9 protein-coding genes and 1 pseudogene are annotated in these 10442 nt (G+C 69.5%); 6 read left to right on the forward strand and 4 right to left on the reverse strand.

Annotated elements, in window-relative coordinates; all coding sequences use genetic code 11:
- Positions 1 to 7: 7 nt before the first annotated feature.
- The 4 genes and pseudogenes from ACFO0J_RS14240 to ACFO0J_RS14255 form a co-directional block, all read right to left on the reverse strand.
- Positions 8 to 1948, reverse strand: a complete 1941-nt coding sequence (locus tag ACFO0J_RS14240; RefSeq protein ID WP_376813755.1) for a CHASE2 domain-containing protein — start codon at positions 1946 to 1948, stop codon at positions 8 to 10.
- A 15-nt stretch (positions 1949 to 1963) separates the two neighbouring features.
- The gene (locus ACFO0J_RS14245; RefSeq protein WP_376813756.1) at positions 1964 to 3079 is read right to left on the reverse strand and encodes a FecR domain-containing protein; all 1116 of its coding nucleotides are present in this window, start codon (positions 3077 to 3079) and stop codon (positions 1964 to 1966) included.
- Positions 3076 to 3804 (reverse strand): response regulator transcription factor, encoded by a 729-nt coding sequence (locus ACFO0J_RS14250; protein WP_376814161.1) that lies wholly within the window; start codon positions 3802 to 3804, stop codon positions 3076 to 3078. Before ACFO0J_RS14250 ends, ACFO0J_RS14245 begins: the two co-directional genes overlap by 4 nt.
- A 132-nt stretch (positions 3805 to 3936) precedes the next feature.
- A pseudogene (locus ACFO0J_RS14255) lies at positions 3937 to 5355 on the reverse strand (GGDEF domain-containing protein); the annotation flags it as partial.
- A 213-nt stretch (positions 5356 to 5568) separates the two neighbouring features.
- Between ACFO0J_RS14255 and ACFO0J_RS14260 the strand changes: the two are divergent.
- The 6 genes from ACFO0J_RS14260 to ACFO0J_RS14285 all read left to right on the forward strand — a co-directional run bounded on the left by ACFO0J_RS14260 (position 5569) and on the right by ACFO0J_RS14285 (position 10438).
- Positions 5569 to 5772, forward strand: a complete 204-nt coding sequence (locus ACFO0J_RS14260) for a hypothetical protein (protein ID WP_376813757.1) — start codon at positions 5569 to 5571, stop codon at positions 5770 to 5772.
- Between the two features lie 146 nt (positions 5773 to 5918).
- Complete coding sequence (locus tag ACFO0J_RS14265; RefSeq protein ID WP_376813758.1) at positions 5919 to 6608, forward strand: carbonic anhydrase; 690 nt, start codon at positions 5919 to 5921, stop codon at positions 6606 to 6608.
- Between the two features lie 78 nt (positions 6609 to 6686).
- Positions 6687 to 7370, forward strand: coding sequence for a response regulator transcription factor (locus tag ACFO0J_RS14270; RefSeq protein ID WP_376813759.1), 684 nt, complete (start codon positions 6687 to 6689; stop codon positions 7368 to 7370).
- Positions 7367 to 8689 (forward strand): sensor histidine kinase, encoded by a 1323-nt coding sequence (locus ACFO0J_RS14275; protein ID WP_376813760.1) that lies wholly within the window; start codon positions 7367 to 7369, stop codon positions 8687 to 8689. The genes ACFO0J_RS14270 and ACFO0J_RS14275 overlap by 4 nt, the downstream gene beginning before the upstream one ends.
- A gap of 52 nt (positions 8690 to 8741) precedes the next feature.
- Entirely contained in the window at positions 8742 to 9428 is a 687-nt protein-coding gene (locus ACFO0J_RS14280) for a methyltransferase family protein (RefSeq protein ID WP_376813761.1), read from the forward strand.
- 95 nt (positions 9429 to 9523) lie between these two features.
- Positions 9524 to 10438, forward strand: coding sequence for a M14 family metallopeptidase (locus tag ACFO0J_RS14285; RefSeq protein WP_376813762.1), 915 nt, complete (start codon positions 9524 to 9526; stop codon positions 10436 to 10438).
- The last annotated feature ends 4 nt before the right edge of the window (positions 10439 to 10442 follow it).

Consider the following 10442-nt stretch of genomic DNA (forward strand, 5'->3'; position numbering starts at 1 on the left):
CGGCCGCTCAGTCTGCCGCCGGCAGGCTGATCGTGAACCGGGTGCCCCGGCCCGGGGCGCTGACGCAGGACGCCCGGCCGCCGTGGCGTTGCGCCACAGTCTGCACGAAAGCCAATCCCAGGCCGCTGCCGGCGGGTTTGTCCGCGTCGCCGGGCAGGCGCTGGAAGCGGGTGAACAGGCGTTCCAGCTGCTCGGGCGGGATGCCGGGACCGGCGTCCTGAACGTGGATGCGCCAGTGCTGCCCGTCGGCTTCCAACGTGCATGCGACGACGCTGTCTGCGGGACCGTAGAGCAGGGCGTTGTCCAGCAGATTGCCGATGGCCCGGCCCATGAGTTCCGGATCGAGGCTGGCCACGGCTTCCGGGTGCCGGGCTTCGAAATGCACTTCGATCCCGCGCTGCTCGGCCTGGGGCCAGCGGCGATCGCAGCATTCCTGGATCAGGTCGTCCAGATAGACGGGGCGCCGGTTCAAGGGCGCGGATTCGGCGCGTCCCAACTGGACGAACTGGTCCACCAGATTCAGGGTGGTGCGTGTCTGCTGCTCGATGTGCGCCAGGACGGCTTCCTCGGCCCATCGTTCGGGCGACTGGCGCCGCAGTTCGAGGATGGCCAGGATGGCGCTTTGAGGGGAACGCATGTCGTGCGACAGGAAACTGAGCGTTTCCTTTTGCGCCTGGGTGGCCTGTTTCAGGCGGGAGACGGCCTGATGCAGGCGGATGGCCCGCGCGGGCAGCGTATCGGGGCCGACCGGCCCCGAAGCTGCGCCGGTGTCGAGTCCGTTGGCGGCGGGCAGCAGCGGAATGTGGAGCTGTTCAAGCTCGGCGTCAATGTGGCTCAGGGAGGCTTCCTGGCTGCGCCAGCTCCACAAGGGATAGGCCAGGAGCAAGGCCGCCAGGATCCCGGCGGGCGGCAGCCAGTATCCGGCTTGCTGGAGCAACAGGACGTCCGTGACCAGGAAGAGGATGCTGGCGGCCAGCGCACCGGCCAGTCCCCGGCGTGTCGATAGGGCGCCCAGACCCAGGCAGACCGGCAGGATCAATCCCAGTCCGGCCAGGGCGGTGACCCAGGACGGCGCGATGCGGATCCAGAGGTTGTCCTGCAGGTTCTGCACGGTATCGGCCAGGATCGCAACCCCCGCCGTCATGCCGCCCAGGGGGGTGGACAGGTGGTCGCCCAGGCCGGAGGCCCAGGCGCCGACCAGGACGATGCGGTCCTTGAACTCGGCCTCGGGCACCTGGCCGTTCAACACGGCCGCGTAGGGGTAGAGCGCATGGCGGTCGGCCGGATCGGTGAACTGGACGTGCACCGCCGTGTCGGGAGGGAAGGCCAGCGCCCGGGCCGCAGCGGCTTTCTGTCCTGCGATGCCGGCGATCGCCAGGCTGAGGTGCGCCAGGGGCGGGCCGCCGTCTGCGGGAGTGCGTCGTATTTTGATGGCGCGCAGCGTGCCGTCGGGGTCGGGCGGTGCGTCGATGCGCCCGAGGGCCGCAGCCGCCTGGGCCAGGGCGGGGATCGGCGCGATCCGCTGCCGGCCGTCCGGGCTCAGGATGTCGGGCAGGACGACGCGTCCGTGCCGGGCGATGGCCTGGGCCAGCAGGAGGTCGTCCTGCGGGTGGGTGGGGTGGGGGTCCGAAAGGATCAGGTCCAGCCCCACGGCCCGCGCGCCGTGCAGGCGTTCGAGCAGGGCTGCGTGAACCGATCGGCGCCAGGGCCAGTAGCCCAGGGCCTCGATGCTGGCGTCATCGATGGCGATGATGGCGATGTCCGGGCTGGGCGATGGGGGCCGGGCGGCCTGCATGCTCAGGTCGTAGGCGCGGAGATTGATGTCGCGGATGCCGGGCAGGTCTTGCCAGACCGTCAGCGCGGTGGACAGCAGCGCCAGCGCAGCCACCAGGATCAGCCATTCGATCAGGAGACGTCGCCGCATGCCGATCAGGTGGCGGGCATCCATGGGTGTGAACAGCCGCTAGTCCAGCAGGATGGGGGCGCCGTCGGCCGTCAGCACCGGGGAGCCGTCGCCGGCGGTCAGGCCGGCGCGCAATGAATCAACCGCCAGGGCGGCGTCGCGCCCCTCGATGCCGAGCGCGTCGATGCCGCGCACGAAGACGTAGCGCGGGCCGCCGCTGCGCGCGCGCAGCGGCACGCCGGGTCCCGCGACCCGTCGGCTGGACTCCAGACGGGCGCCCTCGGCGTCCAGGGCGATCCGGACGGTGTAGGCGACCGCTTTGGGGACGGGGTCGAAATTCAGCCGCTGACCGTCGCTGCCTGCCATCTGCAGGCCCTGGGGCGGCGGCAGCAGCGGCTGCGTACCGAGCAGGGCGCCGCGGGCGTCATAGGCGGCGCCCCGGTCCTGGCCGAGCGATTGTTCGGCGCCTGTCGGGTCGGCGATCGCCGCGCGGCCCTGCAGCACTTCGTGGCGTGATCCCGACGCATCGGTGTGGACGCGCAAGCGGGTGCCCCGCACGCCGGTCACGGTGGCGGGGGTGCGGACTTCGAAGCGGCCGACCCCGGTGCCGGCGGGCGCCACGGTGGATTCCAGTGTGCCCCGGTCGATCGAAATCTGCGTATCGGTCAGCCCCGTGCCCTGAAAGGATTGCAGGCGCTGGAGTTCCAGCGTCGCGCCGGGCGTCAGTGTCAGCAGGCTTTGATCTTCCAGCCGCAGGGTCGCGGCGCCGTCGCCGATGCTGCGCAGCGACTGGCCTGCGCGCAGGACGTCGCCCGGCCGCACGGGCCGGCCGTCGGCCGTGACCTGTCCGGTCACGTGGATGGCGGTGGCCGTCGCCGGCTGTTCCGGGATCAGGGAGAGCGGGATGCGCAGCACCTTGCCGATCGGCAGGCGATGCGGGTCATCGATCTGATTCAGGCGCTGCAGCGCGGGCCAGTGCTCGGTCCGCAGGGTGTAGCGCCGGGCCAGTTGCTCCAGGGTGTCGTGTTGTTCCACACGATACAGAAAGTCATCCCCCTGGGCGCCCATGGGTTCGGCGCGCGCGACGATGGGCGGCAGAGCCAGGCAGGCGGATAGCAGCGTCAGCGCCAGAGGGCGCACGTCAGGAAAGGCGCTGAGAGAACGCAGACGATTCATGGGCGGGCGGCCTGGTCGGGAGACGGCAGGAGTTCGAGCCGATAGCCCAGCGCGTAGGAAGCGGAGAGCAGGGTGCCCGTGGTCGGTCCGAGGCTCAGCTTCTTGCGGATGTTCGACAGGTGGGTGTCCAGGGTGCGCGAGGCGCTGGGGACTTCCCGGTTCCAGACCAGCGCGCTCAGGTCGTCGCGCGAGAACAGGCGCCAGGGATGGCGCAGAAACAGGGCCGCCAACTCGAATTCCTTGGGGGTGAGGGCGATGGCTTCGTCGCGCAGGCGGATCTGCCGCAGGCTCATGTCGACCGTGAAATCCCCCAGCGTGAAGTTCGCGTCGGGATTCGTAGGGGGGCGGTGGCGGCGCACCTGGGCGCCGATGCGCGCCAGCAGTTCGCCGGGCCGGCAGGGCTTGCAGATGTAGTCGTCGGCGCCCGCGTTCAGGCCTTCGACCAGATCGCTTTCCAGGGTCCGGTTGGTGACGAAAATCGCCGGCAGGGCGTCGCTGCAATTGGCGCGGACCCAGCGCAGGACTTCCATGCCGTTGATGCCGGGCAGTTCCCAGTCCAGCAGGAGCAGCGCGAAAGGCGCGCGGGCGCGCAACGCCGCGAGCAGGGCGCCGCCTTCGTCAAATGCCTGGCAGGAAAAGCCGGCGTCGGTCAGGGTCTGCTGTAACCAGGCGGATTGCGCGGGGTCGTCTTCCAGCAGGGCGATGAGTGGCGTAGGTTCGGACATGGGCACTTCGAATGCGAAGGAGTGAGGCGGTGACGGGCAGGTGGACCGGCCTGCGTCGCACGCGGGCTCGGGATTGTCCCGGGGTGGGTCGGTGGTTGTGGCTGTCGCGTCGCGCAGAAAGCACACGCGGTCACGGCCGCCGCGCTTGGCCCGGTACATCGCTTGATCAGCATACGACAAAAGCGCGTCGAGGGGGGCTGGAGAGTGGGCTGATTCGTGCACGGCGCCGATACTGACCGTGATGCGGACGGGCGCCGCGCCCGGGACGGAAACCATGGCGGTGTCGGCCACGTTGGCGCGCAGCCGCTCGGCGATGGCCGCGACTCCGGTGGGTGTCGTATCGGGCAGCGCGACGCCGAATTCCTCTCCGCCGAGCCGGCCGAACAGATCGTGCGGACGGAGGGCGGCGCCGATCGTATGCGCGAAGGCTCGCAGCACCTGATCCCCGGCCGCGTGTCCGTAGGTGTCGTTCAATTGCTTGAAGTGATCGATGTCCAGCATCAGCAGACCCGTGCCCAAGCGGCCGGCCGGATCCCGCAGGCATGCCTGGGTCTCGCGCAGGAAGGCCTGCCGTGACAGCGCCTCGGTCAGCATGTCATGGTCCAGCGCGCGATTCAGGGCGGAAATCGTGTCGCTGCGCGCCGCGAGCGCACCGGACATGATCAGGGGGGCGACTACCATCAGCAGTGCGCCCAGCCTCAGGGACACGATGTCCCAGAGGTCTGCGTCGGCCAGCGCCGGGTCGGCGCCAAAGGGGATCCAGCCGTAGGTGGTCCCGAGTGTGACGGTGAGCGCAGCGAGCAGCGCAAGCCAGGCTGTGGTGTGCTGCCGGTAGGTCAGCGCGCAATGCAGCAGGGGAGGAATCAGAAAGGCCAGGATGCCCGGGCCGCCGATCAGGAAACACAGGCCAAAACCGAGGGCCAGGGAGATGAGCGGCGGCAGGACGCCGAGTCCGGGGCGCCCGTGCGTGCGCAGCGCGGGGCGGCGGCGATCCAGCAGGCCCGTCGTGGGCAGCAGCAGGATGGGGGGCAGAAACATGCAATAGCTGAGCAGGGAGCCGAGCAACCAGTTGATCAGGGCAGGGATCCAGGCCGCCTCCGCCTTCAGCCAGAGGATGAGCAGTCCGGCGGCTGCTTGCGTGGCGGCCGCTGCGGCGCCGGCGAGCAGGATACGCAGGACGGCGAGCGGCTGGCGCAGGTTCGAGAGGATGCGGGGTGCGGCGAGGAGCCGCCAGCCGACGAAGGTGCCCGTCAGGTTGACGAGGCCGTATGACAGGGCTGCGAGCGGGGATTCGCCCCAGGCGATGCCGGCCAGGACCAGGGCCGCGCCCGCTGCCAGCCAGGCGGCGGGGGTGGCCAGGTCGGGACGCCGCAGCAACAGGCCGACCAGCAAGGCGTTGGCCGGCCACAGAACCGCCTGCCCGGCGGCTGGCTGGGTCAGCAGACCCGCCAGGGCGGCCAGGAACGTGAGCGCGGCGACCTGAAGCAGGTGCCAGCCGCTGACAGTCGTTCGGCGCAAGAAAGACATATCCAGAAGAGCATGGGTAAGCATGGCACTGTCAAATTTATCAGAGTGTTGCTGCTTTGCCGCATTTGCTGACGTTTTTTGATCTTCTGATTGCGAGGAAAATGCTTCAAACAAATGGAAATTTCCAAGTAAATCCACTCATTTGCAATTTTTGATTGGGGTTTTGGATGGTTTGGGTGAAATAATGCGTATGGTTTAGACAACACTTGAAGTTTCAAGAATTCTTGAATGAGGCATATGGATCAGGCGATTGATCGCAGGCAATGGTCCGGCGCGCGCCCGACGCCTGGCACCGGGCAGGGCGCGGCGGACATCGACCTCTGGCTGAGGCGGAACGTGCTGACCTGCTCGGAGCAGGAATACCTGCGTTATCGGGCGTATCTGGAGACGGAATCCGCCCCCGATGAGGCGTCCGGCGTCCCCGAGCGGGGATTCCGCTGAATTCTGCTTTCCAGCGACCCTGGCGCTGGGTATCATGGCTGCGCGATGCCAGTGCGGATCGCGCCCGAGATCCTTTCGCTGGAGACCCTGGAATGTGCGATTCAAACTCTTGCGCGGCAGCGGCGACGCCCTCCCGCCGTTCTTTCTTGCGATCTTCCCTGGCGGCGGCCGTCGCCGTTGCGGCCGGTGGCGCGTTGCCGGCCGGCGCGGCCCTGGCGCGCGCCGCCGCGCCGCCCAAGCCGGACAATGTACTGAGTCCCGACGCGGCGCTCGCGCGCCTGACCGAGGGCAATGCGCGGTATGTCGCGGGTGTGGCCCGTCGCTATGATTTTGCCGACGAGCGTCCGGCGCTGGCGGGGGGACAAAACCCCTACGCGGCGGTGCTGGGTTGCGCGGACTCGCGCGTCGTGCCCGAATATGCGTTCGACTGCGCCCGGGGCGATCTGTTCGTCACGCGGGTGGCGGGCAATTTCGTCGACAGTGACATGCTGGGCAGCCTGGAATATGCGGTGGCCGTCCTGGGCGTGCCGCTGATTCTGGTGATGGGGCATGAAAAATGCGGCGCGGTTTCTGCGGCGGTCAAGACCGTCACCGAGTCGGCCCAGTATCCGGGCCAGATCCAGTCGCTGGCGATGGCCATTGCGCCGTCCGTGGAAAAGGTCCGGGGCGGGGCGGCCGACCTGCTGAAGGCCGCCACCGAGCAGAACGTCCGCGACAGTGTGGCCGCCCTGGCGGCGCGTTCGGCCATCGTCCGGGACGCGGTGCAGGCCGGCAAGCTGCGGATCGCCGGCGGCGTCTACCGCCTGGAGACCGGCCGGGTCGAGTTTCTGGCCTAGCGTGTCTCGTATGAGCAGGCCCTGGTCGTGAACGGGGTTCAGTCATGAACAGAGTCCAGTCATGAACAGGGGCCGGCCATGACGGCGGCGGGCGGTCCGCGCATTCTGATCGTGGAAGACGAGCCGACCCTGGCGGAAAACCTGTACGGCTACCTGGAACGCCAGGGCCTGGCGCCGGACGCGGCCTACGATGGTCACGGGGCGCTGGCCCTGTTGCGTACGGCGGTCTTCGATGCCGTGGTGCTGGATCTGGGCCTGCCCGGCCTGAGCGGCCTGGACGTGCTGCGCGCCATGCGGCGGGACTCCGGCCTGTGGCGGCCCGTGCTGGTGCTGACGGCGCGCGAGCGGATCGAGGACAAGCTCCTGGCCTTTGAGCTGGGGGCGGAGGATTATCTGGTCAAACCCTTTTCCCTGGCCGAGGTCGAGGCGCGCCTGCGCGTCCTGGTGCGGCGGGGGCAGGGCGGTGAGCCGGGCGCGATCGTGTGTGGGCAGTTGCGCTACGACCCGCAGGCGCAAGCGGTGACTCTGGCGGGCCGGCCGCTGGCCTTGCCGCGCAAATCGGTGCAGTTGTTGGCGGTGCTGCTGCGCCCGGCGGGCGACCTGGCGACCCATGCCCGCCTGACGGCGGCCTTGTGGCCTGATGGGCCGCCGTCCGACCGCGCCTTGCACGATCAGGTGCATCTGCTGCGCCGCCGCTTGCGCGCAGCGGGCGGGCCGGACATCGTGGCCGAGCCCGGCCGGGGCTGGCGATTGATGCCATGAGCCCGGTCCGCCCTTCTTCCCTGGCCCGGCGGGTGACCTGGGCCGCCACCGGCACCGCTGCCGTATTTCTGCTGGTCATCAGCCTGCTGGCCTACGAGACCTTCGCCCGCATGGAGGACGATCTGGTGGACGAGGTCCTGTCGAGCCAGATTGCGGCCTTGCGCGGCGATCTCCAGGCGGGACTGGGCGTGCCGGCCGTCCTGCCGCCGCGCTGGAGCGAAGGCGGGCGCATCCAGTCCTGGGTGCTGCCGGCGGACCAGCCGCCTCCCTTGGCCGATATGTTTGCGTCGGGGCCGGGGAGCCGGGAACTCGAGCAGGCGGGCCGGACCTGGCATACCTGGGTCGAGACGGTCCCTCAGGGCCTGCTCTATGTCCGCTACGATGCCACCACGCACGAGGACCGGGTCCGCTCCTTCGGCTGGATTCTGGCGGGCGGCGCCGCCTTGGCGCTGGTCTGCGCCTGGCTGCTGGCCCGGCGCCTGGCGCGCCGGGTGGTGGCGCCGATCCACGCCGTGTCGGACCGGCTCTCGGCCTGGGAGGGCGGGGAGTCGGCCCCTGAAGCGTTCCGGGGCGACGAAGCGCTGCAATTGATCGAGGCCTTCAACCGCATCCAGGACCGGATCGACCGATCCGTGGCGTTCGAGCGCCAGTTTGCAGCCAATCTGGGCCATGAGCTGCGTACGCCGCTGGCCGCCTTGCGCACCGACTGCGAAATGGCGTTGCTGGACGCCGCGCCGGGGACCCCGCTGGCGGCTCGCCTGACGCGCATGATGGTCCAGGTCGACGCGGCGGCCAGCAGCCTGGCGGGTGCGGCGGCCCTGAACAGCGCCGATCCGGCGCGCCTGCGCTGCGTCGGCCTGGCGCAGGCGCTGGAACAGGCCTGGTTCGCCCTGGAACCCATGGCCGATGCGCGTGTCCTGGTGCTGGACAACCGCATCCCGCCGGATGCGGGCCGGTGGCTGGACCCGGACGCCTTGCTGATCGTGCTGCGCAATCTGCTGCGCAATGCGATCGAGCACGCCGCGCCGGCCACGCTGCAGGTGAGCCTGGACGAGGCGGGCATCCTGATCCTGCGCGACGACGGACCGGGCATGGCGCCCGAACGCCTGGCGCAGGTGCGCGAATGGCGTGCGGGGCGGGCCGACCTGTCGACCGCGGACGCCCCCGAGACCGGCCATGGGCTGGGCCTGGGCATTGCCCGGCGTGTGTGCGAGTTGCGGGGCTGGCAGTTGGACGTCGATTCGGTCCAGGGCGGCCCTGGCAGCGGGACGACGTTCAGGCTGGATCTGTGTTCAGCGGATTGTCAGCTGGATTCGTAGCGGATTCGTGGCGCCCGCGACTATGGTGAGCGCTATTCGACCAGGAGCTGCCATGTCTGCGACCGCTACCCCTCACACCACCCCTCACCCGACCTCCGCTCAAGCCCCGTCCAGCCTGGATGCCGTCTGGGCGCGTTTGTCCCATGCCCAGGTGCTGCGCCGTCGTGCCCTGGGCATCCTCGGCACGCTGGCCGTGCTGGCCATGCCCTGGATCGGTTCGGCCTGGCCGGATGAGGGCTCGGTCCATCAGGGCCTGGAATGGGCGGGTCTGGCCCTGCTGGTGCTGGCGTTGTTGGGGCGCTGCGCCTGCATGCTGTACCTGGGCGGGCGCAAGGGCGCCGATCTGGTGGCCGAAGGCCCGTATTCGGTCAGCCGCAATCCGCTGTATGTCTTTTCCATGCTGGCCGTGCTGGGCATCGGCTTGCAGACCGGCAGCCTGGCGGTGGGCCTGGTCCTGGCGCTGGCCGCCTTCGGGGTGTTCCGCTGGATCGTGAGCGAGGAAGAGCGGATGCTGCACGCCGCCTTCGGCGCGCCCTTCGAGGCCTATTGCGCGCGGGTGCCGCGGTTCCTGCCGCGCTGGGCCGCCTGGCGTTCGCCGCAGCATGTCACGGTCGATCTCCAGGGCGTCTGGAAGACGGTGCGCGACGCACTGCCGTATTTTCTGTCGATCCCCGTGTTCGAGGCCATCGAGGCCGCGCAGGACGCCGGCTGGGTTCACGTCCATCTGTGGTTGTATTGAGCGTGCCGAAGGGCTGACGTCCGCGCATCCGGGGGATCGGCGCCGCGGACCCCTGTGATAAAGTTCCAGGCAGTTTTTTGCCTGGAGTTCGGTGCATGCAGCCTCCGTTTTATCCGATCGGCACCCCCGGCGTCCCCTGGGGGGATGCCGAAATCGCCGCCTGGCTTGCCCGCCAGCAACGCCGGCGCAGCTATGCCGGCGAAGTCCTGACGGTCATCGATCGCCTGCGTGATCGCTTCGAGGTCGTCCAGTATGGTGAACTGGACTACGCGCCCGACACCTACCCCCTGTTTGCGCTGCGCAGCCGCGACTGGACGGCGGACCGTCCGGTGGCCTTGGTCACGGGCGGGGTGCATGGCTACGAGACCAGCGGTGTCCACGGCGCGCTGCGCTTCGCCGACCGGCATGCGGCGGATTACGCGGGCCGCCTGGACCTGATGATCGTCCCCTGCGTCAGCCCCTGGGGCTACGAGCGCATCCACCGCTGGAATCCCCGCGCGCTGGACCCGAACCGGTCTTTCCGGCCTGACAGCCCCGCGCCGGAATCGGCTGCGCTGATGGCGCTGGTGGCGCCTTTTGCGGACCGCGTGCGGGTGCACATCGACCTGCACGAGACCACCGACACCGACGAGTCCGAATTCCGCCCCGCACTGGCGGCGCGCGACGGCCGGCCCTTCACGCCGGGCGGCATTCCCGACGGCTTCTACCTGGTCGATGACACCGAGTCTCCCCAGCCGGACTTCCAGGATGCCGTGATCCGCGCTGTAGCCGAAGTCACTCACATCGCGCCCGCCGACGCGCGGGGCGAGATCATCGGCTCGCCCGTGGTCGCTCCGGGCGTCATCCGCTACGCCCTGCAGTCGCTGGGATTGTGCGCCGGCATCACGGCCGCGCCCTATCGCACGACGACTGAGGTCTACCCCGACAGCCCACGGGCCACGCCGGACCAATGCAACGCGGCCCAGGCCGCAGCGGTGCGCGCGGCCCTGGACTACGCGCTGGAGCATTGACGAG

It is taken from the genome of Castellaniella hirudinis (genome assembly GCF_042651965.1).
Classification (GTDB): Bacteria; Pseudomonadota; Gammaproteobacteria; order Burkholderiales; family Burkholderiaceae_B; genus Castellaniella; species Castellaniella hirudinis.

Bases quoted from the DNA above. Each gene is read 5' to 3' on its own strand.
- ACFO0J_RS14260 (WP_376813757.1), top strand. From the start codon at position 5,569: ATGGATCAGGCGATTGATCGCAGGCAATGGTCCGGCGCGCGCCCGACG.
- ACFO0J_RS14275 (WP_376813760.1), top strand. From the start codon at position 7,367: ATGAGCCCGGTCCGCCCTTCTTCCCTGGCCCGGCGGGTGACCTGGGCC.
- ACFO0J_RS14270 (WP_376813759.1), top strand. From the start codon at position 6,687: ATGACGGCGGCGGGCGGTCCGCGCATTCTGATCGTGGAAGACGAGCCG.
- ACFO0J_RS14245 (WP_376813756.1), bottom strand. From the start codon at position 3,079: ATGAATCGTCTGCGTTCTCTCAGCGCCTTTCCTGACGTGCGCCCTCTG.
- ACFO0J_RS14240 (WP_376813755.1), bottom strand. From the start codon at position 1,948: ATGGATGCCCGCCACCTGATCGGCATGCGGCGACGTCTCCTGATCGAA.
- ACFO0J_RS14250 (WP_376814161.1), bottom strand. From the start codon at position 3,804: ATGTCCGAACCTACGCCACTCATCGCCCTGCTGGAAGACGACCCCGCG.
- ACFO0J_RS14285 (WP_376813762.1), top strand. From the start codon at position 9,524: ATGCAGCCTCCGTTTTATCCGATCGGCACCCCCGGCGTCCCCTGGGGG.
- ACFO0J_RS14280 (WP_376813761.1), top strand. From the start codon at position 8,742: ATGTCTGCGACCGCTACCCCTCACACCACCCCTCACCCGACCTCCGCT.